Annotated in this window: 23 protein-coding genes; 10 read left to right on the top strand and 13 right to left on the bottom strand. The window is 67.3% G+C overall.

The genetic code is table 11. The features are described 5' to 3' along the window. The first annotated feature begins 55 nt into the window (after positions 1-55). A complete protein-coding gene (ggt, locus tag AC07OH_RS01345) occupies positions 56-2104 on the top strand; it encodes a gamma-glutamyltransferase (RefSeq protein WP_495299319.1) in 2049 nt (682 codons plus the stop codon). A 61-nt stretch (positions 2105-2165) separates the two neighbouring features. Here the strand turns inward: ggt and AC07OH_RS01340 are convergent, their stop codons facing one another. Continuing rightward, on the bottom strand, positions 2166-3614 hold the full coding sequence (locus tag AC07OH_RS01340) for a M20/M25/M40 family metallo-hydrolase (protein WP_495299318.1): 1449 nt from the start codon (positions 3612-3614) through the stop codon (positions 2166-2168). 103 nt (positions 3615-3717) lie between these two features. Between AC07OH_RS01340 and earP the strand changes: the two genes are divergently transcribed. From earP to AC07OH_RS01325, 3 genes are all read left to right on the top strand, one after another. Then, the gene (gene earP, locus AC07OH_RS01335; RefSeq protein WP_495299317.1) at positions 3718-4809 is read left to right on the top strand and encodes an elongation factor P maturation arginine rhamnosyltransferase EarP; all 1092 of its coding nucleotides are present in this window, start codon (positions 3718-3720) and stop codon (positions 4807-4809) included. Positions 4810-4962: 153 nt separating this feature from the next. After that, on the top strand, positions 4963-5517 hold the full coding sequence (gene efp, locus AC07OH_RS01330) for an elongation factor P (protein WP_062479082.1): 555 nt from the start codon (positions 4963-4965) through the stop codon (positions 5515-5517). A gap of 118 nt (positions 5518-5635) precedes the next feature. Further along, positions 5636-6499, top strand: coding sequence for an LOG family protein (locus AC07OH_RS01325; RefSeq protein ID WP_062479095.1), 864 nt, complete (start codon positions 5636-5638; stop codon positions 6497-6499). A gap of 118 nt (positions 6500-6617) precedes the next feature. Here the strand turns inward: AC07OH_RS01325 and AC07OH_RS01320 are convergent, their stop codons facing one another. The 8 genes from AC07OH_RS01320 to pncB all read right to left on the bottom strand — a co-directional run bounded on the left by AC07OH_RS01320 (position 6618) and on the right by pncB (position 15711). Then, complete coding sequence (locus AC07OH_RS01320) at positions 6618-7268, bottom strand: TetR/AcrR family transcriptional regulator (RefSeq protein ID WP_495299316.1); 651 nt, start codon at positions 7266-7268, stop codon at positions 6618-6620. Between the two features lie 2 nt (positions 7269-7270). Further along, positions 7271-7717: a hypothetical protein gene (locus AC07OH_RS01315; RefSeq protein WP_139705435.1), complete on the bottom strand. Its 447-nt coding sequence runs from the start codon at positions 7715-7717 to the stop codon at positions 7271-7273. 82 nt (positions 7718-7799) lie between these two features. Further along, positions 7800-9338: an MFS transporter gene (locus AC07OH_RS01310; protein WP_495299315.1), complete on the bottom strand. Its 1539-nt coding sequence runs from the start codon at positions 9336-9338 to the stop codon at positions 7800-7802. A gap of 109 nt (positions 9339-9447) precedes the next feature. Next, positions 9448-10611, bottom strand: a complete 1164-nt coding sequence (locus AC07OH_RS01305) for an MFS transporter (protein ID WP_159277573.1) — start codon at positions 10609-10611, stop codon at positions 9448-9450. Further along, entirely contained in the window at positions 10608-11978 is a 1371-nt protein-coding gene (locus AC07OH_RS01300; RefSeq protein ID WP_495300951.1) for a DNA recombination protein RmuC, read from the bottom strand. The genes AC07OH_RS01305 and AC07OH_RS01300 overlap by 4 nt, the downstream gene beginning before the upstream one ends. Before the next feature lie 36 nt (positions 11979-12014). Continuing rightward, a complete protein-coding gene (locus tag AC07OH_RS01295; RefSeq protein ID WP_495299314.1) occupies positions 12015-13007 on the bottom strand; it encodes a 2-hydroxyacid dehydrogenase in 993 nt (330 codons plus the stop codon). Between the two features lie 34 nt (positions 13008-13041). Beyond that, complete coding sequence (locus AC07OH_RS01290; protein WP_495299313.1) at positions 13042-14454, bottom strand: sodium:proton antiporter; 1413 nt, start codon at positions 14452-14454, stop codon at positions 13042-13044. 36 nt (positions 14455-14490) lie between these two features. After that, the gene (pncB, locus tag AC07OH_RS01285; RefSeq protein ID WP_062470551.1) at positions 14491-15711 is read right to left on the bottom strand and encodes a nicotinate phosphoribosyltransferase; all 1221 of its coding nucleotides are present in this window, start codon (positions 15709-15711) and stop codon (positions 14491-14493) included. A gap of 185 nt (positions 15712-15896) precedes the next feature. On the opposite strand from pncB, the gene AC07OH_RS01280 reads away from it, so the two are divergent. Both AC07OH_RS01280 and AC07OH_RS01275 read left to right on the top strand, forming a co-directional pair. After that, the gene (locus AC07OH_RS01280) at positions 15897-16130 is read left to right on the top strand and encodes a CsbD family protein (RefSeq protein ID WP_062470554.1); all 234 of its coding nucleotides are present in this window, start codon (positions 15897-15899) and stop codon (positions 16128-16130) included. Between the two features lie 59 nt (positions 16131-16189). Then, complete coding sequence (locus AC07OH_RS01275) at positions 16190-16600, top strand: hypothetical protein (RefSeq protein ID WP_489057453.1); 411 nt, start codon at positions 16190-16192, stop codon at positions 16598-16600. A 61-nt stretch (positions 16601-16661) separates the two neighbouring features. Here the strand turns inward: AC07OH_RS01275 and AC07OH_RS01270 are convergent, their stop codons facing one another. Together AC07OH_RS01270 and AC07OH_RS01265 are read right to left on the bottom strand one after the other, a co-directional pair. Then, the gene (locus tag AC07OH_RS01270; protein ID WP_495299312.1) at positions 16662-17123 is read right to left on the bottom strand and encodes an acyl-CoA thioesterase; all 462 of its coding nucleotides are present in this window, start codon (positions 17121-17123) and stop codon (positions 16662-16664) included. Continuing rightward, positions 17120-18046: a histone deacetylase family protein gene (locus tag AC07OH_RS01265; RefSeq protein WP_495299311.1), complete on the bottom strand. Its 927-nt coding sequence runs from the start codon at positions 18044-18046 to the stop codon at positions 17120-17122. Before AC07OH_RS01265 ends, AC07OH_RS01270 begins: the two co-directional genes overlap by 4 nt. 193 nt (positions 18047-18239) lie before the next feature. Here AC07OH_RS01265 and AC07OH_RS01260 point away from each other — a divergent pair, with 193 nt between their 5' ends. Next, a complete protein-coding gene (locus AC07OH_RS01260; RefSeq protein WP_099796175.1) occupies positions 18240-18791 on the top strand; it encodes a phasin family protein in 552 nt (183 codons plus the stop codon). Positions 18792-18920: 129 nt separating this feature from the next. Next, entirely contained in the window at positions 18921-19679 is a 759-nt protein-coding gene (locus tag AC07OH_RS01255; protein WP_307694236.1) for a 3-hydroxyacyl-CoA dehydrogenase, read from the top strand. On the opposite strand, the gene AC07OH_RS01250 is transcribed toward AC07OH_RS01255, so the two are convergent. After that, positions 19627-20574 (bottom strand): YihY/virulence factor BrkB family protein, encoded by a 948-nt coding sequence (locus AC07OH_RS01250; protein ID WP_492681086.1) that lies wholly within the window; start codon positions 20572-20574, stop codon positions 19627-19629. The two genes, AC07OH_RS01255 and AC07OH_RS01250, sit on opposite strands and share 53 nt — an antisense overlap. A gap of 74 nt (positions 20575-20648) precedes the next feature. Between AC07OH_RS01250 and dnaG the strand changes: the two genes are divergently transcribed. After that, a complete protein-coding gene (gene dnaG, locus AC07OH_RS01245; RefSeq protein WP_495299310.1) occupies positions 20649-22676 on the top strand; it encodes a DNA primase in 2028 nt (675 codons plus the stop codon). 181 nt (positions 22677-22857) lie between these two features. On the opposite strand, the gene AC07OH_RS01240 is transcribed toward dnaG, so the two are convergent. Next, positions 22858-23139, bottom strand: coding sequence for a hypothetical protein (locus AC07OH_RS01240; protein WP_260684981.1), 282 nt, complete (start codon positions 23137-23139; stop codon positions 22858-22860). On the opposite strand from AC07OH_RS01240, the gene rpoD reads away from it, so the two are divergent. Continuing rightward, a complete protein-coding gene (rpoD, locus tag AC07OH_RS01235; protein WP_447742937.1) occupies positions 23132-25336 on the top strand; it encodes an RNA polymerase sigma factor RpoD in 2205 nt (734 codons plus the stop codon). The two genes, AC07OH_RS01240 and rpoD, sit on opposite strands and share 8 nt — an antisense overlap. Positions 25337-25395 lie beyond the last annotated feature (59 nt).

The raw sequence follows: 25395 nt of genomic DNA, 5'->3' as shown, positions 1-25395 counted from the left end.
GGGCGCGAGGAGCGCCCGTTGTCCTTCGAATAACACCACTCGGGAAGCACTCTCCATGAACAAGAACTCCACGCGCGCGTGGTGGGCCCTGACGCCCCTCGCGCTCTCCCTGGCCGTGGCCGGCTGCGGCGGCAACAGCAACAACAACGCGCAGAACAACGCCGCACTGGTCGCGGCCATCGCCGCGATCAACGCGGCCAACCAGCCCACCCCCACGGCCCCGCCCGCCGCCGACAACGGCTGCCAGATCCCGAGCAGCGGCACCTCCGTGGTCGTCGGCTCGGGCGACCCGGGCGATCCGGCCGCGCCGGAACCGGCGTCGGGCTACGTGCCCGGCCACAAGCTGGTGTATGCCAAGAACTACATGGTGGTCGCGAACCACCCACTGGCCACGCGCGCCGGCTGCGACGTGCTCAAGGCCGGCGGCAGCGCGGTCGATGCGGCGGTGGCGGTGCAGGCCGTGCTCGGTCTGGTCGAGCCGCAATCGAGCGGGCTGGGCGGCGGCGCCTTCATGCTCCATTACGACGCGGCGACGAAGAAGGTGCAGGCGTACGACGGGCGCGAGACGGCGCCTGCGGCTGCCACCGAGAACTACCTGCGCTATGTGGACGATGCCACCGACACCAGCGCGCCCGTGCCCAGCGCCCGTTGGAGCGGCCGTTCCATCGGTACGCCCGGTGCCGTACGCATGCTCGACATCGCTTATCAAGACCACGGCAAGCTGCCCTGGAAAGACCTGTTCGGCTACGGCATCACGCTCGCGTCCGACGGCTTCCTGATCGGCGGACGCATGGCGACCGCCATCGCGGGCTCCGCGACACACCTGAAGCGCGACGCCGACGCCACGGCCTACTTCTTCAACGCCGACGGCACGCCGAAGGCGCTGGGCACCAAGCTCACGAACCCGGCCTACGCCAAGACGCTGAACGCCATCGCCACGCAAGGCGCCAACGTCTTCTACGCGGGCGACATCGCCAAGGGCATCGTTGACAAGATCGGGGTCAGCGCCGCTGTCGATGGCTCGGCCATCACGCCCGGCAAGACCACGCTGGCCGACCTGGCCAGCTACAAGGCCAAGCGCCGCGACCCGGTCTGCGGCACCTACCGCGATTACTACGTGTGCGGCATGTCGCCGCCGTCCTCGGGCGGCATTGCGGTGATGCAGACGCTCGGCATCCTTGAGACCTTCAATCTCGGCCTGCACAAGCCGACCGCCATCGACCTCGAAGGCGGCAAGCCGAGCGTGATGGGCGTGCACCTGGTGAGCGAGGCCGAGCGCCTGGCCTACGCCGACCGCGAAAAGTACGTGGCCGACACCGACTTCGTCCCGCTGCCGTACGGCTCGATCGATTCCCTGATCAATAAGCCCTACCTGCAGGGCCGTGCCAGCCTCATCAGTCTGGCGAAGAGCATGGGCACCGCCCAGCCCGGCGATCTTGGCGACGTTCCGCTCGGCATCGACAAGACCGAAGAGCACGGCACCACGCATTTCACCATCGTCGACAAGCAGGGCAACGTGGTCGTGATGACTACCACGGTGGAAGGCGGCATGGGGTCGGCCCACATGACGCAGGGCTTCCTGCTGAACAACCAGCTGACCGATTTCTCGGACGAACCGTACGGCAGGCCCACGCAGACCTACAAGGTTGCCAACCGCGTCGCCCCAGGCAAGCGTCCGCGCAGCTCGATGGCGCCAACGCTGGTGTTCAAAAAGAACGCCGACGGCAGCATGGGCGAGTTCGTGATGGGCACCGGCTCGCCCGGCGGCAGCAACATCATCCAGTACGTGGTGAAGACGCTGGTCGGCGCGCTCGACTGGGGGCTGGATGCGCAACAAGCCACGTCGCTGGTCGACTTCGGGGCGCCCAACTCCGTGACCACCAACGTCGGCGGCGAGCACCCGAATGTCGACGAGACCAACTCGGGCCTCAACGACCCGCTGGTCGCCGGACTGATCGGGCTGGGTCACAAGGTGTCGGTGACACCGCAGTCCAGCGGCGTGAGCACCATCATCCGCACGAACGTCGGCGGCAAGCCCGTGCTGACCGGTGGCGCAGACCCGCGCCGCGAAGGCATCGTGCTGGGCGACACCTTCACGCCCTGAACGACAAGGGAGCTGGCGCCGCCTTCGCCGCGCCAGCCCCCTTGCCTGATCACCTGTTGATTTACTTCGCGACTTCCGACACCAGCCGGTACAGGAACTCGCGCCCGTCGTACAGGCGCTGGATCTCGATGCGCTCGTCCAGCCCGTGCGCGCGCGCATCGGCCGGCTCGAGGAACATGCCGGTCACGCCGTACATCGGGATGCCGGCGTTGCGCAGGAAGCGGCTGTCGGTGGCGCCGGTGCTCATGGCGGGCACCACGGGCACGCCGGGCCACATCTGCTGCGTGAGCGTCTCGACCGTCTTCACGAGGTCGCCGTTGAGCGGCGAGGCCGGGCTGCGCAGCGGCTTGCCCATGTTGCGCACCACGATCTTGTCGTTGCCCACCGCCTGGGTCAGCAGGCGCTCGACCTCTTCCGGATCGTCGTGCGGCAGGATGCGGCAGTTGACCGTGGCCTTGGCCGATTGCGGCAGCGCGTTCTCGGCATGGCCGGCCTGCACCATCGTCGCCACGCAAGTGGTGCGCAGCTGCGCGTTGTAGGCCGGGTTGGCCGTCATGCGCTCGAGCACGCCGGCGTCGGGGTTGCCGCTGCCGATGGCGCGCATGTCGTCGGCCAGCTGGCCGGTGGCGAAGGGGGCGCTGCGCGCGAAGTAGGTCTTGGTGACGTCCGCGAGCTTGATCGGGAAGGCGTAGTTGCCCAGGCGCTCCAGGCCGGCCGAGAGCGCGTAGATCGGGTTGGTCTTGGTCGGCACCGAGCTGTGGCCGCCCACGTCGCGCGCCTCGAGCATGTAGGTGGTGTACATCTTCTCGGCCACCTGCATGCGGTGCAGGTTCGGCTTGCCGCCGCGCAGTTCGCCGCCGCCGCCCTCGTTGATGCCGAATTCGGCCTGCAGCAGCTCGGGCTTGTTGTTGATGAGCCAGAAGGCGCCGTTGCTCAGCGCGTCGCCGCGCTCCTCGTCGGCCGTGAGCGCCAGGATGATGTCGCGCTTGGGCTTGAAGCCTTCCTGCTTGAGCTGCCCCAGCACGGAGACCAGCGCCGCGGCCATGGCCTTGTCGTCGATGGCGCCGCGCGCCGTGAAGTAGCCGCCGGTTTCCTGCAGCTTGAAGGGGTCGGTCTTCCAGTCTTCGCGGCGGGCCTCGACCACGTCGATGTGGGCCAGCAGCAGCAGCGGCTTCTTGCTGCCGTCGCCCTTGAAGCGCAACACCAGGTTCCCCTTCTTCGGGAAGGGCTCGAAGATCTGGATGTCGCCGGGCGCGAAGCCCGCGTCGACCAGGCGTTTCTCCATGGCCCGCGCCGCGACCGTGTTGTCGCCCACCGAGTGGGTGGTGTTGATCTCGATCAGTTCCTTGTAGATCTCGCGAAAGCGCTGCTGCTGCGCGGTGAGCGGCGCGGTCTGCGCCTGGGCGCCGGCGATGCCGGCCAGGGCCAGCGAGAGCGCGAGCACGCCGCGTTTGGTGGTGCTCAAGGGCGAAGAAGAAAACGACGAACGGCGACGGGTCTGCATCCTCATGGTCTGGCTCTCTCCGATGGTTGTTGTGGCGAGGGCAGCATAGCAAGCGGGCCGCGTTTTCGCCCGCGCCTGAGCGACCGCGAAGACAGGCACACTCGCGGCCATGGGCACGCGCATGCAATGGGACATCTTCTGCAAGGTCATCGACAACCACGGCGACCTGGGCGTCTGCTGGCGCCTGGCCTGCCAGCTGGCGGCGGCGGGCGAGCGCGCGCGGCTGTGGGTCGACGACCCGACGGCGCTGCACTGGATGGCGCCGGCCGGCTGCGACGGCGTGCAGGTGATCGACTGGTCCGACGCCGAAGCCGTGCGCCGCGCCGTCGCCGATTCGGCGCCTGACGTGCTGGTCGAGGCTTTCGGCTGCGACCCGGAACCCGAGCTCGTCGCGCGTTTCGCACAGGCCCCAAGCGATGCGCGGGCCTGGATCAACCTCGAGTACCTGTCGGCCGAGCCCTATGTCGAGAAACTGCACCGGCTGCCCTCGCCGGTGTTCAAGGGCCCCGGGGCCGGGCTGACGAAACGTTTCTTCTACCCGGGCTTCACGCCCGCGACCGGCGGCCTGCTGCGCGAGCCCGACCTGATGGCGCGCCAGGCGCGCTTCGACCGGGCGCGCTGGCTGGAGGCGCAGCAGATTCCCTGGCAGGAAGGCGAGCGCCTCGTGTCGCTCTTCTGTTACGAGCCCCCGGCGCTGGCCGCCCTGCTCGCCCAGTTGGCCGCCGATCCGGTGCCCACGCGCCTGCTGGTCACTGCAGGCCGGGCCGCGCGCGCCGTGCAGGCGAGCCTTGATGCACTCGATCGCCCGATGGGCGCCCAAAGTTCGCTATCAATTTCATACCTCCCCTACCTCAGCCAGACGGATTTCGACCACCTGCTCTGGGCCTGCGACCTCAACTTCGTGCGCGGCGAAGACTCGCTGGTGCGCGCCCTCTGGGCCGGCGCGCCGCTCGTGTGGCAGATCTACCCGCAGGACGACGACGCGCACCACGTCAAGCTCAACGCCTGGCTCGACTGGCTCGGCGCCCCGCCGGAGCTGCGGCTTTTTCACCACGCCTGGAACGGCTTCGGCGACGCGCCCCTGCCCGCGCCCGGCCCGCTGGACGCCTGGCGCGACACCGCCCGTGCGGCGCGCGGCAGGCTGCTCGCGCAGGACGATCTGCTGGCCCAGTTGCGGCAGCTGGTCGCCGGAAAAAGCTAAAATAGCGGGCTTTGCGGAATTCAGCCCTGGCCGCCACGGTCGGGGACGCCTTTCGCCAAACCTGCCGCGGGACATGTACGGCGGGGCCAGATACGACGGCATGCAGCGCCGAGGGCCCCGCGCACCGAGCGGCCAACATCCAGAGAACCTGATATGAAAATCGCTCAAGAAATCCGCGCCGGCAACGTCATCATGCACGGCAAGGACCCGATGGTCGTCCTGAAGACCGAATACAGCCGCGGCGGCCGCAACAGCGCCACCGTGCGCATGAAGATGAAGAGCCTGATCGCCAACTTCAACACCGAAGTGGTCTTCAAGGCCGACGACAAGATCGACCAGATCGTGCTGGACAAGAAGGAGTGCACCTACTCCTACTTCGCCGATCCGATGTACGTCTGCATGGACGCCGAGTACAACCAGTACGAAGTCGAAGCCGAGAACATGGGCGACGCCCTGAACTACCTCGAAGACGGCATGGCCGTCGAAGTGGTGTTCTACGACGGCAAGGCCATCTCGGTCGAACTGCCGACCAGCGTCGAGCGCGAAATCACCTGGACCGAGCCGGCCGTCAAGGGCGACACCTCGGGCAAGGTCATGAAGCCCGCCAAGATCGCCACCGGCTTCGAAGTCGGCGTGCCGCTGTTCGTGTCGCAAGGCGACAAGATCGAAATCGACACCCGCACCGGCGAATACCGCAAGCGCGTCTGAACGCGTTCGCACCCGGTTGACCGCCACCACGAAAGGGCTCCGCAAGGAGCCTTTTTCGTTGGCGGGCACATCGCTTGCGTCGGCGCACAATGCCAAGTCAATTCAGCTCGACAGCTCCATGAACAACACGCACAACATTCACGACAAGCGCCTGGCCGATGCCTGGGCCACGCTGCAGTCCCACTCCGACCGGGGCCTTCCCCTGGACCCCGATCCCTCGCGCCTGGCCTTTGCCGATCCCGAGTTCCTGCTGCGCCGCGAAACGCGCGGCATCCGCATGCAGTTGGAGCTGATGAAGCCCGACCTCGAGCAGCGCGCCCACGGCATCGAGAACACGGTGGTGGTCTTCGGCAGCGCGCGTTTCCGCAGCGAAGACGAGGCCGCCGCGCTGGTCGCGCAGGCCGAGGCAGCCGGCGACACGGCCCTGGCCGAGCGCTGGCGCCGGCTCTCGCGCAACTCGCACTACTACGAGAAGGCCCGCACCTTCGGCAAGCTGGTCGCGCAGTACAGCGAGAAGAAGGAGCCGCAGGACAAGCTCTTCGTGTGCACCGGCGGCGGCCCCGGCATCATGCAGGCGGCCAACCGCGGCGCGCACGAAGCCGGCGGCCTCTCGGTCGGCCTGGCGATCGCGCTGCCGATGGAAGAAGAAGCCAACCCCTACGTCACGCCGGCGCTGAGCTTCAAGTTCCACTACTTCGCGATCCGCAAGATGCATTTCATGATGCGTGCGAAGGCGCTGGTCGCATTCCCGGGCGGCTTCGGCACGCTCGACGAACTGTTCGAAGTGATCACGCTGGTGCAGACCAAGAAGTCGAAGCCGGTGCCGATCGTGCTCTTCGGCTCGGACTACTGGAAGAAGCTGATCGACTTCGACTTCCTGGTCGACGAAGGCGTGATCTCGCCCGGCGACGTGAAGCTCTTCGAATACGTCGACGCGCCGGAAGACGCCTGGGAAGCGATCAAGCGTTTCTACAAGCTGTAGAGCTCGCCCCCAGGCTACGCGCACTTCGTGTCGCTTCGCCAACCCCCTACCGGGGGCAACACCAGCGGCCCGGCAAAGCCGGTTCCGCGGTGTTCCGCGAAAAAACCGCAAACCCCTTTCAGGCGTCGTCGCTGTCGTCGGGCCGCAGGGCCTGCTCGAAGAAGCGCGTGAGCGCGCGGGCACGGCGGCGGCGGTCGGCCACGGGGTTCGCGTGCGGTCCCATGGCCACGGCATCGTCGGCCACGCCGTGCAGCGCATTGAAGAGGATCACGGCCGTCAGCGTCGCGTCCTCGACCTCCCACACGCCCGCGGCGTCGCCCTGCTTCAGCAGGGTGACCAGCTGCGTGATGACGACGTTGTCGTTGCGCATGCGCCGGTCCTCGGGCCGGTACTCGTGGAACACCACGTCGTGCAACGCGACGTTGTCGAGGTAAGTCTCCAGCCCCGTCTCCACCCAGGCCTTGAGCCGCGCGCGGTACTTGCCCGGCGCGTGGCGGTCCATCGCCTCCTGCAGGCGGGCGCAGAAGGTGTCGACGAAGCGCTGCTGCAGCGCACCGAGCAGCGCCTCCTTCGACGGGAAGTACAGATAGAAGGTGCCCTTGGCCACCTGCGCGCCGGCGGCGATGTCGTCGATGCTGGTGGCGGGGATGCCCTTGGCGATGAACAGCTGCTCGGCGGCGTCCATCAACGCGACGGCACGGGTCTGCGGCGCCTTGGTGCGGCGGCGTGCGGTGCTGGCGAGCGCGTCGTCGGGGCTGCTGCTTGTCATGCTCAGGTACCGGCGCGTGCCGTGTCGATGGCGGCGTGCACGGCCGCCGCATCGAGCCGCAGGCCGCGCGGGGCCAGCACGCGCTCGCGCAGCCAGGCCAGGGCCTCGTCGGTGCGGGCGAAGGTGCTGGCGGGAATGCCGAAGAGTTTTTCGACGTTCATCTTGCTGATCTTCTCGAACTGGTCGGCGGGCACCACGCTCGCCATGCCCATCATATGGCGGCGGATGTCGGCGCCGCGCGCCTGCAGCCACTGCTTGGCACTCTGGGCGCTGCCCTCAGGATGCACCAGCGCATCGGCGTCCGCGAACACGCGCAGCGAGACAAAGGGCTCGCCGCGGTCGAGCCAGCGGTTCCAGTCCTCGGTGAAGGCCTGCAGGCTTTCCAGCGTCTGCAGGCCTGCGGACACGCTGATGACCAGCGGCCATTGACTGAGTTCGTGACGGATCATGAAAGACTCCTTGTAGATAACCGGAAGGCGCCGGGCACTGCGGCGCAGGAAGGGAATGCGGACTGCGGGCATGGCGAACAGCTCAGGCGCGCGTGGCGGCTGCGAGTGCGGCGGCACGCGGCCTGACGCGCAGCAGCAGCCCCGCCGCTACCAGGCCCGCCACGCCGGCACAGGCCATCGCCGCATGGAAGCCGCCCGCGAGCGCATCGCTCAACAGCCGCTGCGCGGTGCCGGCGTCGAGCGCTGCGAGCGCGCCAAGGTCGTGTCGCGAGACCGCGGCCACCGCCGCCTGCGATGCATCGGGCACGCCGGCACGCGCAAGCGATTCGGCCATCAGCGCGGTGGCGCGCGTGCGCATCAGCGTGCCGAGCAACGCGATGCCGATCAGCATGCCGCCCTGGCGCAGCGCGTTCATGGTCGCCGAGGCCATGCCTGAGCGCTGCGCGGGCACCGAGGCCATCACCGCCGTGCTCGTGGCCGGCACGGCCAGGCCCGCGCCCGCCCCCAGCGCCACGAAGAGCAGCGCCAGCGGCAGGTACGGCGTGTCGGCCGAGAACAGCGTCAGCAGCAGCATCGCCACGCCGATCAGGCCGTAGCCCGCGACCATCAGCGTGTGCACCTCGAAGCGGCGCGCCAGCCGGCCGAACAGCGAGGCCACGAGGCCGGTCGCCACGAACTGCGGCACCAGCCGCCAGCCGGTCTCGCTGGCCGACCAGCCCTGCACCTGCTGCAGGAACAGCGAGAAGAAGAACAGGCTGGCGTAGGTCGAGAAGCCCAGCACGAACGAAGCGAAGTTGGTGACCGAAAAACGTGCGTCGCGGAACAGCGCGAGTGGCAGCAGCGGCCGTTCCACGCGCGCCTCCACCGCCAGGAACAGCGCCAGCCCGACACCCGCCGCGACGAGCGCGACCACCGCGTGGCGCGAGCCCCAGCCGTGTTCGCCCGCGGCAATGAGCCCGTAGGTCAGCGCACCCAGCCAGAGCACGCTGAGCACCTGGCCCGCCGGGTCGAGCGCCGCGTGCTCGGGGTGCGAGGACTCGCGCAGGCCCCACATCCCCAGCGCCACGGTCAGCACGCCGATCGGCAGGTTGATGAGGAAGATGCTCTGCCAGCCCGCGTGGTCCACCAGCAGCCCGCCGAGCATCGGCCCGAGGATCAGCGACAGCGCCGTGAACGACGACCAGCCGCCGATCACCCGTGCGCGGCTGGCCGGCTCGGGAAAGGCGTGCGCCAGCAGCGACAGCGCACCCGGGATCATCAGCGCGCCGGCCACGCCCTGCACCGCGCGGCCCGCCAGCAGCATCGGCAGGCCCGACGCCATCGCGCACATCGCCGAGCCCACGGTGAAGACCACCACGCCGGCCAGCCAGGCGCGCTTGCGGCCGTAGCGGTCGCCGATCGGGCCGGCCGACAGCATGAAGGCCGACAGGCACAGCGCGTAGATGTCGATCACCCACTGCAGCCCGGCCAGGTCGGTGGCGAGCGCGCGCTGCAGCGTGGGCAGCGCCACGTTGACGATGCTCACGTCGAGCGTGGCGATGAAGCTGCCGAGGTAGACCGCCGCCACCAAGGCCAGGCGGCGGCGCGGGTCGGCAGCGGCCGACGGGGAATGGGAGTCCATGGACGCCTTCGGGTCAGGAAGAAAGAAGGCGTCGATACTGACTTCAAGTCAGTATTCTGTCAATCAAATGAGAATTACTGTCATTTGCAACGTGGGATTCAAACCGCCGTCACAGCTTCAATCCCCAGGTCGCCTTGGCGCCCAGCGCCAGCACGCCGCCCACCACCCAGAACACGCCGGCAATGCCGATCAGCGCACCGAGCGAGCCAAACAGCATCGGCATCGCGACGCTCGATGCGTTGATGGTCATCAGCCGCAGCCCCAGCGCCTCGCCGTGCCGGGCATGCGGCGTGATCTGGTGCAGCATGCTCATCACCATCGGTTGCACCGCGCCGAGCGCGAAGCCCAGCACCACGGAGCAGATGCCCATGGTCCACGGTGAATTCAGCAGCGGGTAGATGGCGAACACGGCCGCAGTGACGACGGTCGAGCTCAGGATCACGCTGCGCTCCGACGCACGCGACGCGATCAGCGGCAACACGATGCGGATGACTGCCGCGGCGATCGCGAAGGCGCCGAGGATGGAGCCGATCACCGAGGCGCTGATGCCCCGGTCGTGGCCCAGCACCGGCAGCACGAAGGCGTGCACGTCCCAGCTCGACGACTGCAGCCAGTTCACGAACAGCAGGCGGCGGAACATCGGCTCGCGCAGCAGGTCCCAAGCCCGCGTGGGCGCGGCGCCCGGCACCGGCGCCACCCGCGGCGGCTCGTGCGCGCCGCGTGCCAGCAACCAGCACAGCAGCGGCAAAAAGGCCATCACGGCGAAGCAGATGCGAAAGGCCAGCAGGTCGGCCGGCGCGCGGCCGGCGTGGTCGATCAGCATGCCGGCCAGGAAGGGCCCGACGAAGTTCGCCGCGGCGGGCGCGATGGCCAGCCAGCTGAACACGCGCTTGAGCTGCGTCGGGTCGGTGGCCGAGCGCCCCACGTGCCGCTGCAGCGCGATGACGGTCGCGCCGGTGGCGCCGCCGGTCAACAGCGCGGCGATGCACATGACGGGAAACACCGGAAAAACCAGCGCCAGCCCTGCCCCGCCCGAGGCCGCGATCACCGACAGCCACAGCGGCCGCTTGAGCCCGTGCCGGTCGGCGAAGCGCCCGGCCGGCAATGCAAGAAACACCTGGGTCAGCGCGAACAGCGCGATCAGCAGGCCGACGGCCGCTGCGCTGTAGCCTTGCTGCAGCGCCAGCAGCGGTGTGGCGAGCCGCATGCCCGCCATCGTGGCGTGCAAACAGACCTGCGCCACGATGACGCGCAGCAATTCAGAACCTTTCACGGGGTGTCGTCGGCCTCGCTGTCAGTGTCGGCCGTGGGCGGCAGCAGCGCCTGCGACTGCGCCTCGGGCAAGGCCTCGACCTTGCGCAGCGCCAGGCGCATCTGCTTGGCGCGCGTGTCGGCCTTGTCGATGGTGTCGGAGGCCTTGGCCACCTGCTCCTTGATGCGCGCCACCCATTCGCCGTAGCGCTCGAACTCGGTCTTGACCGCGCCCAGCACCTTCCAGACCTCGGAAGCCTGGCGCTCCAGCGCCAGCGTGCGAAAGCCCATGTGCAGGCTGTTGAGCATGGCGAGCAAGGTGGTCGGGCCGGCCAGCGTCACGCGGTGCTGACGCTGGATGGCGTCCATCAGGCCGGGGCGGCGCAGCACCTCGGCGTAGAGGCTTTCGACCGGCAGGAACAGGATCGCGAAATCGGTGGTGTGCGGTGCCGCGAGGTAGTTCTCGGCGATCGACTTGGCCTCGACGCGGATGCGCGTCTCGAGCGCCTTGGCCGCGGCCTCGGCACCGGCCGCATCGGCGCGCTCGTGGGCGTCGATGAGACGCTCGTAGTCGTCGCGCGGAAACTTGGCGTCGATCGGCAGCCACACCGGCGCGCCGTCGTCGCCGCGTCCCGGAAAGCGGATCGCGAAGTCGACACGCTGGCCGCTGCGCGGCTTGGTCTCGACCTGGCGCGCGTACTGCTCGGGCGTGAGCACCTGCTCGAGCAGCGCTTCGAGCTGCACTTCGCCGAACACGCCGCGCGTCTTCACGTTGGTCAGCACGCGCTGCAGGCTGCCGACGCCGACGGCCAGCGTCTGCATCTCGCCCAGGCCCTTGTGCACCTGCTCGAGCCGGTCGGCCACCTGCTTGAAGCTTTCGCCCAGGCGCGCCTCGAGCGTGCTCTGCAGCTTCTCGTCGACGGTCTTGCGCATCTCGTCGAGCTTGGCGGTGTTGCTCTGCTGCAGCTGGGCCAGCTGGGTTTCCATGGTCATGCGCACCTCGGCGAGGCGGCGCGCGTTCGATTCGCTCAGGCCCTGCAGTTGGGTGTTCAGCGTGTCGGCCAAGGTCTTCTGCAGCGACGCGAGCTGCAGCGAGAAGGCATCGAGCTGCGCGTTCTGCGTGCGTGTGGCCTCGGCGCCCTGCTGCGTCAATGACTGCTGGAAGGTGGCGAAGGCCTGCGTGGTTTCCTGGCGTGCGCCGCGCGAGCTTTCGCCGATCTCGTGGCGCAGTTCGCGCTCGGTGCGCTCGTGGGCGCGGCCCATGGCAGCGAGCACGCCCAGCATTTCGCTGTGATCAGGGGGGGGTGGCCGGCGGGCCAGCAGCCAGATGACCAGCACCAGCTGCACCACGGCGAGTGCGGCCAGTGCGAGAAGAATCAGATCCGTCAGTTCCAAGGTGGGGGGCGTGTCGCTCTCGCTGTCAGGTTATTTCGTGGCCGCCGGCACCGGCGTGACGGGGGTCAAGGGCCCCTTGCCGGTGCCCCAGGCGATGAGGTTGTCGGCCGCCAGATCGGCCATGGCGCGGCGCGTGGGCACGGTGGCGCTGGCGATGTGCGGCGTGAGCACCACGTTCGGCACGGTGAGCAGGTCGGGGTGGACCTTGGGCTCGCCCTCGAACACGTCGAGGCCGGCGGCGGCGATGCGCTTTTCACGCAGCGCCACGGCCAGCGCGGCGTCGTCGACGATGCCGCCGCGCGCGATGTTGACCAGCGTGGCGGTCGGCTTCATGAGCGCGATCGCGGCCGCGCCGATGGTGTGGTGCGACGCCGGCGAGTACGGCACGACCAGCACGACGTGGTCGGCGGTCTTGAGCAGCTCTTCCTTGCCGACATAGCGGGCCTTGCATTCGGCCTCGAGCGCGGCATCGAGGCGCGAGCGGTTGTGATAGATCACGTTCATGCCGAAGCCGTGCGCGCCGCGCCTGGCAATGCCCTGCCCGATGCGGCCCATGCCGATGATGCCGAGCGTGGCGCCGTGGATGTCGGAGCCGGCGAACATGTCGTAGCTCCACTTCTCCCACTTGCCCGCGCGCAGGAAGTGTTCGCTCTCGGTGATGCGGCGCGCGGTGGCCATGAGCAGCGCGAAGCCGAAGTCGGCCGTGGTCTCGGTCAGCACGTCGGGCGCGTTGGTGCCCAGCACGCCGCGCGCGGCCATGGCGTCGACGTCGAAGTTGTTGTAGCCCACGGCCATGTTGGCGCAGATCTTCAGCTCGGGGCAGGCGTCGAGCACCGCGGCGTCGATGCGCTCGCTGCCGGTGGTGAAGGCGCCCTGCTTGCCTTGTAGCTTCGCGATCAGCTGGTCCTTGCTCCAGGTCTCGTCGGCTTGGTTCGACTCGACCTCGAAATGCTGCGCCAGGCGCGCGAGGGTCTCGGGGAACACCGCGCGCGCGACCAGGATCTTGGGCTTGCTGCTGCTCATGGAACGTGTCTCTTTCTTTGAAGGGCTGGAAGGATCAACGGAAGAAGATGAAGGTGCACAGGACGAACAGCGGGATCAGGATCGCGCCCGACCACGCCATGTAGCCGAAGAAGCTGGGCATGCGCACGCCGCGGCTTTCGGCGATGGCCTTGACCATCAGGTTCGGCGCGTTGCCGATGTAGGTGTTGGCGCCCATGAACACGGCGCCGGCCGAGATGGCGGCCAGCGTGCTGGCATAGGTGGTCATGAGCGCCGCCGGGTCGCCGCCCGCCGTGTTGAAGAACACGAGGTAGGTCGGCGCGTTGTCCAGGAACGAGCTCAGGATGCCGGTGGCCCAGAAGTACATGGCCGGGTCGGGCTGGCCGTCGGCGCGCGTCACGGCCGCCACGATGGCGCCGAACGGGCCCTGCGTGCCGGCCTTGAGCATGGCGATCACCGGGATGATGGTCAGGAAGATGCCGGCGAAGAGCTTGGCCACCTCGGCCATCGGGCCCCACTCGAACTGGTTGTCGGCGTGCACCTTGGGCGCCGTGAGCTTGTACGAGACGATGGCGATCAGCGCCAGCCCCACGTCGCGCACCAGGCCCGGCAGGCCGACCTCGGTGCCGAACACGTCGAACACCACGGGCGATTTCCAGAAGCCGCTCAGCAGCACCAGCGCGACCACGCCGCCCAGCAGCCAGAAATTGGCCGCGCCGTCGAAGCCCAGGCGCGGGGTGTCGGGCGTCGGGTCGACGGGCAGCACGCCGTCCTTGCGGTAGAAGTGGCGGTCGATGGCATAGAACAGCGCCAGCAGCACGGCCAGGATGAAGATGGTCTCGGGCAGGATGTGCTGCGCGGTCCAGAAGAAGCCCACGCCCTTGAGGAAGCCGAGGAACAGCGGCGGGTCGCCCAGCGGCGTGAGCGAGCCACCCGCGTTCGACACGATGAAGATGAAGAACACGATCACGTGCACCTTGCGCTGCCGGTTGTCGTTGGCCCGGATCAGCGGCCGGATCAGCAGCATCGAGGCGCCCGTGGTCCCCATGAAGCTCGCGAGCACCGCGCCGATGGCCAGGATCGCCGTGTTGAGCCCCGGCGTGCCGTGCAGGTTGCCGCGGATGTGGATGCCCCCGGCCACGGTGAACAGCGCCGTGAGCAGGATGATGAACGGGATGTACTCGGCCACCAGCGCATGCACCAGCTGCACGCCCGCCAGCCCCGCGCCGTAGGTCGCGGCAAAGGGCAGCAGGAAGGCCAGCGCCCAGGCGGCGGAAATCTTGCCGTAGTGGTGGTGCCAGAACGAGGGCGTGGCCAGCGGCAAGAGCGCGATGGAAAGCAGGATGCCGGCGAACGGCACGCCCCACAGCGGCGAGAGCGCGGCACCGTCGAAATCGGCGGCGAAGGCCAGGGCGGGAAAGAGCATCGGCAGCGCCGCGGCTGCCGTCAGTCGGATCGTTTTCTTCATGGGAGCTGTACCGTACCAGACAGGTCAGTACAGCCTTCAAACGGGGGGTTGTTCGATCTCGAACACCTGGCGCAGGTAGGCCAGGTATTTCTCGTCCTCGCACATGTTCTTGGACGGCGTGTCCGACAGCTTGGCCACCGGCTGGTCGTTGCACTGGATCATCTTGATGACGATCTGCAGCGGCTCGTAGCCCAGGTCGTTGGTGAGGTTGGTGCCGATGCCGAAGGCCAGCAGGCAGCGGCCGCGGAACTGCTGGTACAGCTCGATGGTGCGCGGCACCGTGAGGCCGTCGCTGAAGATCAGCGTCTTGGTGAGCGGATCGACCCGGTTCGCGTGGTAGTGCGCCAGCATGCGCTCGCCCCACTGGAACGGGTCGCCGCTGTCGTGGCGCGCGCCGTCGAAGAGCTTGCAGAAGTACAGGTCGAAGTCGCGCAGGAAGGCGCTCATGCCGTACACGTCGGACAGCGCGATGCCCAGGTCGCCGCGGTACTCGCGGGCCCAGCTCTCGAAGCCGAAGATCTGGCTGTCGCGCAGCCGCGGACCCAGCGCCTGGCAGGCCTGCAGGTACTCGTGCGCCATGGTGCCCAGCGGAATGAGCCCGAGCTTCATGGCGTACAGCACGTTGCTGGTGCCGGCCAGCTGCGGCAGGTGCTCGCCGGCGGGCGACTTCGCCGGCGGCGAGGCCACGGCGCCGAGCCGTTGCGTCAGCGTGCGCAGCACTTCCTCGTGCCAGTCTTTGGAGAAGCGGCGGCGCGTGCCGTAGTCGGCAATCTTGAGGTCGCCCAGCCCGGCTTCCTGCAGCTGGCTGATCTTGAGGTCGAGGCGGCGGCGGCCTTCCTCGAAGTCGGGGTTCTTCTGCGTGTTGCGAAAGTAGACCTCGTTCACGATGGCAAGCACCGGAATCTCGAACAGGATGGTGTGCAGCCACGGGCCCTTGATGCGGATCTCGAGCTCGCCCGAGGGCTGGGGAATGACGTTGATGTACTTCTCGTTGAGCCGGAACAGGCCCAGGAAGTCGACGAAGTCGCTCTTGATGAAGCGCATCGAGCGCAGGTAGGCGAGCTCGGCGTCGCGGAACTGCAGCGAGCACAGGCTGCGGATCTCGTCTCGGATCTGGCCCGCGAACTGCGCGAGGTTGACGCCCGGGTTGCGGCACTTGAAGCGGTACTCGACCCGCGCCCCCGGAAAGTGGTGCAGGACCACCTGCATCATCGTGAACTTGTAGAGGTCGGTGTCGAGCAGGCTGTGAATGATCATGGTGCGGTGCGCGGTGTCTCGGGTCTCTGGCGTCGGCGTCCGTTCCATTATCACGGCCTGCGTCGGCCTGTGCCTACGAGGGTCGGACTGCACGTCCTACCGGCAGGGGGAATCACGCACGCGACATTGATTTCACGGCGGCGGCATGTTCCGCCGGGTCATCACTCTTACGCAAGGAGATTCGCATGAACAAGGACACCATCGAAGGCAACTGGAAGCAGCTCAAGGGCAAGGTCCGCGAGCAATGGGGCAAGCTGACCGACGACGACTTCGACGTCATCGCCGGCAAGCGCGACCAGTTGCTGGGCCGCATCCAGGAACGCCACGGCATCAGCCGCGACGAGGCCGAGAAGCAGGTGAAGGACTGGGAATCGCGCGACGGCCGCTCGCCGGACGCGCTCTGGTTCGAGAAGAACTGAGAAAGAACGCGCCCTGCGCCCTCCTCTGTCACTCACGCTCACCGCAAAGGACACACACCATGAAAAAACAGCACCTCGTCATGCTCGCCCTCGCCTCCACCTTCTTCGTCGCCGGCCAGGCCGGTGCCATGACCAAGGACGAGTACAAGGTCGCCAAGGAAAAGGTCGAGGCCGACTACAAGGTCGCCAAGGCCCAGTGCGACACGATGAAGGACAACGCCAAGGACGTCTGCCAGAAGGAAGCCAAGGGCAAGGAAGAAGTGGCCAAGGCCGAGCTGGAGCAGCAGTACCAGCCGAGCGACAGCCATGCCCGCAAGGTGGCCGAAGAGAAGGTGAAGGCTGCCTATGAAGTCGCGAAGGAAAAGTGCGACGACCAGACCGGCGCAGCCAAGGACGCTTGCGTGAAGCAGGCCAAGGCTGATGAAGCCCAGGGCAAGGCCGACATCAAGGCCATGAAGAAGACGATGTAAGCGGGGCTGCGGCCCCACTCACGGACGGCGCCTGCGGGCGCCGTTTTTCATGGGCAAGCGCTCAGGCGCGCAGCGAATCGACCACTTGCTGCAGCGCCTCGGGCAACGGCACCGGCCGCTGCGTCACGCGGTCGACGTACACATGCACGAAGTGCCCCTGCGCAGCGGCAGTGTCGGAACCCTCGGCGAACAGCGCAATCTCGTAGCGCACGCTCGATCGGCCCGCCTGCGCCACGCGGATGCCCGCCTCCACCGTCTGCGGGAAGGCCACCGGTGCGAAGTAGTTGCACTGCGTCTCGACCACGAAGCCGATGGTGGAGCCGCCGTGGATGTCGAGCGCGCCGCGCTCGATGAGCAGCGCGTTCACCGCGGTGTCGAACCAGCTGTAGTAGACGACGTTGTTGACGTGGCCGTACATGTCGTTGTCGGCCCAGCGCGTCGGGATGCTGCGGAAGGCCCGGTAGGCGCTGCGGGTGTGGGGCGTGGGCTTGGGGGTTGGGATGGGTGGTGTGGGGGCGCTCATCGCGCGGCATTTTGCCAGCGGCGCCAGTAATCGAGCGCCACCCGGAAGGTGCCCAGCTGCACCTGCACCGTCTCCGCGATGTCGCTGGCGTAGCCGCCGGCCATCGCGAAGGCCGTGGGGATGCGGCGCTGCCAGGTCCAGTCGAACACGCGGCGGTCGCGCGCCTCCAGGCCGTCGAAGCTCAGCTTGAGGCGCCCGAGCCGGTCGCGCTCGAAGGGGTCGGCGCCGGCCAGGTAGATCACGAGGCCGGGCGAGAAGCGCCGGTCGAGTTCGTCGAGCGCGTGCTCCAGCGCCGCGAGATAGTCGGTGTCGCCGCAGCCGTCGGGCAGCTCCACGTCGAGGTCGCTCGCCTCCTTGCGGAACGGGAAGTTCTTCTGGCCGTGCACCGACAGCGTGAACACGCTCGGGTCGCCCTGGAAGATGCGGGCGGTGCCGTTGCCCTGGTGCACGTCGAGGTCGATCATGGCCACCCTGAGCAGCCGGCCGGCGCGGGCCTGCTCGACCTGCATCAGCCGCGCGGCCACCGCCGCGTCGTTGAAGACGCAGAAGCCGCTGCCCTTGTCGGCATAGGCGTGGTGCGTGCCGCCGGCCATGTTGGCCGACACGCCGCCCGCGAAGGCGGCGCGGCAGGCGGCGATGGTGGCGCCGGTGGAGCGGCGCGAGCGCTCGACCATCGCCTCGCTCCAGGGGAAGCCGATCTCGCGCATGGCCTGCGGGCTCACGCGGCCTTCGCTGACGGCGGCGATCCATTCGGGGGTGTGGACCAGCATGAGCTCGTCGTCGGTGGCGCGCGGAGCCGCGTCCATCTCGACGGCCGGCAGCTGCTCCTGCAGGCGATCGCGAAGCATCGCGTAGCGCGACATGGGAAAGCGGTGGCCCGGCGGCAGGGGCAGGACGAACTGCCCGGAATAGAAAGCACGCATGGCCTTCATTCTGGCGGCGCGCCCAAAGTTGCCGAATTTAGAAGGCCGCTTCTAAATTGCTGCACAGCAGCAAAAACCGCTTGATCGCTGCGTTCAGCTGCCTATACTTCAGGTCATGCTGCACCGCAACATGAACGACGAGGCGCAGCGCAACGTGAATCGACCACCCCATCATCCTTTCTGGAGATCTCAAATGGCCCTGACCGCTGACCAAATCCTCGCCGCTCAAAAAGCAAACCTCGAAACCCTGTTCGGCCTGACCTCCAAGGCTTTCGAAGGCGTTGAAAAGCTGGTCGAACTGAACGTGACCGCTTCCAAGGCCGCCCTGACCGAAGCCCAGAGCACCGTCCAGGCCGCCCTGAGCGTCAAGGACGCCCAAGAGCTGCTGACGCTGCAAGCCAGCCTGTTCCAGCCCCTGGCTGAAAAGACCGCTGCCTACAGCCGTCACCTGTACGACATCGCCCAAGGCACGAACGCCGAATTCTCGAAGGCTTTCGAAGCCAAGGCCGCTGAAGCCCAGCAAGCCTTCGTCGGCCTCGTCGACAGCGCTTCCAAGAACGCCCCCGCCGGTTCGGAAACTGCCGTCGCCGTGCTGAAGAGCGCCGTGGCTGCCGCCAACAACGCTTTCGAATCGGTCCAGAAGGCCGTCAAGCAAGCGTCGGACGTCGCCGAAGCCAACTTCAACGCCGTGTCGACCCAAGCCGTCGCCGCTGCCAAGACGGCCACCGCTTCGCGCAAGCGCTAAGCACCGACCACCACCAGTTGTCTCCTTGGGTCCTCACGGATCCAATTCAGGGCCTCATCTTCGGATGAGGCCTTTTTTTTGGCCCGGCGACGTCTTCGATAATGCGGGTCTCATCTCTGGAGACTTTTCATGCAAATCGACGGCAAGGTTTTTATCGTGACCGGTGGCGCTTCGGGCCTCGGCGAAGGCACGGCGCGGATGCTGGCCGCCAACGGCGCCAAGGTGGTCATCGCCGACATGCAGGCTGACAAGGGCGAAGCCGTCGCCCGCGAGATCGGCGGCGTGTTCGTCAAGTGCGACGTGAGCCAGGAAGCCGACGGCCAGGCCGCGGTGGCCGCCGCGCTCAAGCTCGGCAAGCTGATGGGCCTGGTCAACTGCGCCGGCATCGCACCGGCCGAGAAGACCGTGGGCAAGAACGGCCCGCACGCGCTGGCCGTGTTCAGCAAGACCGTCACGGTCAACCTGATCGGCAGCTTCAACATGATCCGCCTGGCGGCCGACGCCATGGGCAAGAACGAGCCCGAAGCCACCGGCGAGCGCGGCGTGCTGATTTCGACCGCCTCGGTCGCAGCCTACGACGGCCAGATCGGCCAGGCCGCCTACAGCGCCTCGAAGGGCGGCGTGGTCGGCATGACCCTGCCCATCGCCCGCGACCTCGCGCGCAGCGGCATCCGCAACATGACCATCGCCCCCGGCATCTTCGGCACGCCCATGCTGTTCGGCATGCCCCAGGAAGTGCAGGACGCGCTGGCCGCCAGCGTGCCCTTCCCTTCGCGCCTGGGCACGCCCGAGGACTACGCCAAGCTGGCCAAGCACATCATCGAGAACGACATGCTCAACGGCGAGGTGATTCGTCTGGACGGAGCGATTCGATTGGCCCCTCGCTGATCTCGGACGCCGGCAGCTTCGTGCTGCCGGTGCGGTCCAGGCGCTCGTAGTTCGCGATCACCTGGGCCCCGATCAGCACAAGCATGGCGGCGATTTCCAGGCTCAGCAACACCACGATCGCCGTGGTGAGCGAGCCGTAGACGATGTTCACCTGCGACAGCGTCGAGAAGTACCAGATCAGCACGCGCCGTGTGGCCTCCCACAGTAGCGCGGCGGTCACCCCGCCCAGCAGCGCATGCCGCAGCGACATGCGCCCCGCCGGCATCACGAGGTAGAGCGAGGTCAGCATGAAGATCTCGCCGCCCAGCCCCAGCAGGTACAGCAGCAGGCCCGAAATGCCCGACAGCGACCAGCTGCGCCCCAGCAGGTCGACGCTTTCCTGCCCCACCAGCTGCAGCGCCCCCGACACCAGCGTGACCAGCAGCAGCCCCGCGCACAGGCTCAGGATGTAGAGGTACGGCATCGCCACCGACACCAGGAAGTGGCGCTTGTGGTCGTCCTTGCGGTGGTGAAAGATCACCGCCATCGCGCTTTCGAGCACGCTGAACGCCAGCGAGCTGAAGAAAATCATCGTCACCAACAGCACCGGCCCGAGCACCGAGCGGTGGTCCAGGAAGCTCGACAGCTCGGCCACGATCGCTTTCGACTGCCCCGGCAGCAGCCATTCGAGATAACGCCCGATGGTGCGCAGCAACTCGCCCTGGTCGATCACGTGCGACAGCGCCATCACGCTCACGATCAAGAGCGGCACGATGGACAGCAGCGCGTAATAGGCGACGGCCCCCGCCAGCAGCAACCCCTGGTTGGCGCGAAAGTCCTTGAGCGCGCCCCAGACGAAGCGCAGCGGATGGCGCAGCAGCGGCGCGGCGTGTTGCAAAGGCAGGGGCGTCTTCATGCGTGATGTGGATTTGCGGCGGGGTTCAGTATGCCGCCCGCGCGCTTGCGTATGATTTGCCGCTCCCCGCAGCCATGACCATCCCCGCTTCATTCATCCAGGAACTCATCGCGCGCGCCGATGTGGTCGAAATCGTCGGCCGCTACGTCCAGCTCAAGAAGGCCGGCGCCAATTTCATGGGGCTGTGCCCCTTCCACGGCGAGAAGTCGCCCTCGTTCTCGGTCAGCCCGACCAAGCAGTTCTATCACTGCTTCGGTTGCGGCGTGCACGGCAACGCCATCGGCTTCCTCATGGAACATGCGGGCATGGGCTTCGTCGAGGCCGTACATGACCTGGCCGGCCAGTACGGCCTGGTCGTGCCCGAGGACGACGTCTCGCCCGCCGAACGCGCCCGTGCTGCCAGCCAGCGCCAGAAGCAGGCCACGCTGACCGACGTGCTCGAAAAGGCCGGCGACGCCTACCGCAAGGCGCTGCGCCAGGCACCCGGCGCCATCGACTACCTCAAGGGTCGCGGCGTGTCGGGCGAGGTCGCCAAGCAGTTCGGCATCGGCTATGCGCCGGCCGGCTGGCGCGCGCTGGCCAGCGTGTTTCCCGACTACGACGATCCGCTGCTCGCCGAGAGCGGTCTGGTGATCGTCAACAACGAGGAAGGCAAGCTCAGCGACGAGGAAGCCAAGCGCTACGACCGTTTCCGCGACCGCGTGATGTTCCCGATCCGCAACGTCAAGGGCGAGTGCATCGGCTTCGGCGGGCGCGTGCTCGGCGACGAAAAGCCCAAGTACCTGAACTCGCCCGAGACGCCCGTCTTCAGCAAGGGCCGCGAGCTCTACGGCCTGTACGAGGCGCGCGCCGCCTTCCGCGACCGCGGCTACGCGCTCGTCACCGAGGGCTACATGGACGTGGTGGCGCTGGCCCAGCTCGGCTTTCCGAACGCGGTCGCCACGCTCGGCACGGCCTGCACCACCGAGCATGTGCAAAAGCTCTTCCGCTTCACCGAATCGGTGGTGTTCAGCTTCGACGGTGACGCCGCCGGTCGCCGCGCCGCGCGCAAGGCGCTCGACGGCGCCCTGCCCTACGCCACCGACACGCGCAGCATCAAGTTCCTGTTCCTGCCGGCCGAGCACGACCCCGACAGCTACATCCGCGCGCACGGCGCCGAGGCCTTCGCGGGCTTCGTGGCCGAGGCCACGCCGCTGTCGCGCTTCATGCTCGAGGCCGCCCGCGAAGGCTGCGACCTGAGCTCCGCCGAGGGCCGCGCCCACATGACCAGCAACGTGCGCCCGCTCTGGAGCGCCATGCCCGACGGCGCGCTCAAGCGGCAGCTGCTCAGCGAGATCGCCACGCTGGTGCAGCTCGACGCCGCGGCGCTGTCCGACCTGTGGGCCACCGCCGCGCCCGGCCCGCGCAAGGGCGCCGGTGCGCCGTCCCAGGCCCCGCAGCGCCACAGCGAGCCCGACCACTACGGCAACGACCCCGGTGACTACTACCCGGACCTGCCGCCGACACAGGACTACGAGCCGCCGCGCTACGAAAACGAGAGCAAGCCCAAGTTCCAGCCGCGCAAGTTCACCAAGGGCAAGCGCTGGGGCGGCAAGTTCGAGGAACCCATCGAGCCGCTGCGCGGACGCGGCAAGCCGCCGAGCCGGCCCGACGTGGCGGTGCGGCTGGTGCTGTCGAACATGGCGCAGTGGGAGGCGCTGTCGCACGAGCTGCACGTGATGCTGTGCGACCTGCCGGGCGAACACGGCGCTCTCTTCACCTGGCTGGACAGCCAGCTGCACGAGCACGGCGTACAACCCTGGGCGGCGCTGCGCGAAGGCCTGCGCGGGCTCGATTTCGCGCCGCTGGCCGAGCGCCTCATGAGCGTTTCCGAGGCCGGGCCGGTGCCCGAAGGCGAGGAAGAACAGCACCTGGCCGAGGCCGCCAAGGAGCTGGGGAGCGTGCTCGACTTCATGCTCGACGACCGCCTGAAAGCCCAGCAGAGCGAGGCCATCGCTTCGGTTGGAAAAGACCCAAAAGCCCTGGAACGCTACAAGGCACTGGAAGCCCGCCGGCTCGAATTGCGGGACCGCATTCGCGCGTCGGGGACAGATACTGCTTGAAATTTGCGCAACAGGCTATAATGTAGGGCTTCGCAACTGGCGAAATTAGGCAAGAGCGACAGCAGCACCTCCGGGCCGACCCCTAGCGCAACGCACTCCAACGGTAAATTCCGGCGGAAAGGGTCAATAACCGCAAGGACTGCACACCAAATGTTCGCCCGACATCTTGCCTGGTGAGGAATTAATTCCTCGTTTCCCAATTGTTTTGTCCGTGCCTGTGCACGGGCATGGTGGTGCTGTCCGCGTGGCAGCGCGCCTGTGATCCCGCTTGTCTTTTCTTGTCGTAACGAGGTCGTATGCCCAGTTCAAAGAAGCCTGCTCCTTCACTTGCCAAAAACGTCAAAAGCGTCGCCACCAAGCCCGCAGCAGAGAAACCGCTGAAAGCCGGTGCCAAACCGGCAACCAAGACGGCTGCCGCCGCGTCCAAAACGGCAGCCGCAACGAAAGTGAAAACCGTGCCCACGAAATCGACCTCTCTCGACGATCCCAAAAAAGCCGCGGCCACTGCCACGGCTGCCCCCGCTGCCAAGAAAGTTGGCCGTCCGCCCAAGGCCGCCAGCGCTGCAGCTGCGCCCGCCACCGGCGCCAAGCGCGGGCGCAAGCCCAAGGCAGCCAAGGAAGCCGGCGAGAGCGACATCGACCTGTCGGACATCGAAGAAGACCTGGCCGGTGACGAGCCGGCGGTGGCCGCGACCACCGAAGAGAAGGTCAAGCCGCTGCGCATGAAGATCAGCAAGGCGAAGGAACGCGCCTTGATGAAGGAGTTCGGCCTCGACGAGACCGTGCTCTCCGAAGAAGACCTGGCCAAGCGCCGCTCGCGCCTGAAGACCCTGATCACGCTGGGCAAGACCCGCGGCTACCTCACGCACGGCGAAATCTCCGACCACTTGCCCGACAAGCTGGTCGACGCCGAGACCATGGAAGTCGTGGTCACCATGCTCAACGACATGGGCGTGGCGGTGTACGAGCAGACGCCCGATGCCGAGACCCTGCTGCTGAACAACACCGCGCCCACCGCCACCACGGTGGAAGAAGCCGAGGAAGAAGCCGAAGCGGCCCTGTCCACGGTGGACAGCGAATTCGGCCGCACCACCGACCCGGTCCGCATGTACATGCGCGAAATGGGCACGGTCGAGCTGCTGACGCGCGAAGGCGAAATCGAAATCGCCAAGCGCATCGAAGGCGGCCTGATGGCCATGATGGAAGCCATTTCGGCCTCCCCCGCCACCATCGCCGCGATCCTCGAAATGGCCGCGACCATCCGTGAAGGCAAGGTCGTCATCTCGACCATCGTCGACGGCTTCTCGAACCCCAACGAGGCCGACGACTACGTGGCCGAAGAAGACTTCGACGAATTCGACGAAGAAGACGACGACGACGGCAAGGGCGGCTCCAAGGCCCTGACCAAGAAGCTCGAAGAACTCAAGAACGAAGCCCTCTCGCGCTTCGACCGCATCGCCGAGATGTTCGAGAAGATCCACAAGATCTACGAGAAGGAAGGCTACGGCACCCCCGCGTACACCAAGGCCCAGCAGGCCGTGTCCGACGAGCTGATGACCATCCGCTTCACGGCCAAGACCATCGAGAAGCTGTGCGACCTGGTGCGCACGCAGGTGGACGACGTGCGCAAGAAGGAACGCGAACTGCGCCGCATCATCGTGGACAAGTGCGGCTTCCCACAGGACGAGTTCATCCGCGACTTCAGCGGCTTCGACAAGAACGGCAACCGCATCGCCTCCAACCTGCTGAACCTCAAGTGGGTCGAGAAGCAGGCCGCCGCCGGCAAGCCCTGGAGCGCCGTGCTCGCGCGCAACATCCCGCCAGTGCAGGAACTGCAGCAGAAACTCACCGACATCCAGTCGCGCGTGGTGGTGCCGCTGACCGAGCTCAAGGACATCAACAAGCGCATGAACGAGGGCGAATCGTCCTCGCGCGATGCCAAGAAGGAAATGATCGAGGCCAACCTGCGCCTCGTGATCTCCATCGCCAAGAAGTACACCAACCGCGGCCTGCAGTTCCTCGACTTGATCCAGGAAGGCAACATCGGCCTGATGAAGGCGGTCGACAAGTTCGAATACCGCCGCGGCTACAAGTTCTCGACCTACGCGACGTGGTGGATCCGCCAGGCCATCACCCGCTCGATCGCCGATCAGGCGCGCACCATCCGCATCCCGGTGCACATGATCGAGACGATCAACAAGATGAACCGCATCTCGCGCCAGCACTTGCAGGAGTTCGGCTTCGAGCCTGACGCCGGCATCCTGGCCGCCAAGATGGAGATCCCGGAAGACAAGATCCGCAAGATCATGAAGATCGCGAAGGAGCCGATCTCGATGGAAACCCCCATCGGCGACGACGACGATTCGCACCTGGGCGACTTCATCGAGGACAGCAGCAACACGGCCCCCATCGAGGCCGCGATGCAGGCGGGTCTTCGCGACGTGGTCAAGGACATCCTCGACTCCCTCACGCCGCGCGAAGCCAAGGTGCTGCGCATGCGCTTCGGCATCGAGATGAGCACGGACCACACGCTGGAAGAAGTCGGCAAGCAGTTCGACGTGACCCGCGAGCGCATCCGCCAGATCGAAGCCAAGGCGCTGCGCAAGCTGAAGCACCCGTCGCGTTCCGACAAGCTGCGCAGCTTCATCGACACCCTGTAATCCAGGTTCGCTGAAGCCCAAGCGCCCGCCTTGCCCCTCACCCGGGCGGCGGGCGTTCT

It is taken from the genome of Variovorax sp. GW821-FHT10C12 (genome assembly GCF_059415405.1).
The sequence above is the reverse complement of the archived record's forward strand: the minus strand, read 5'-3'. Positions and strand labels throughout refer to the sequence as shown.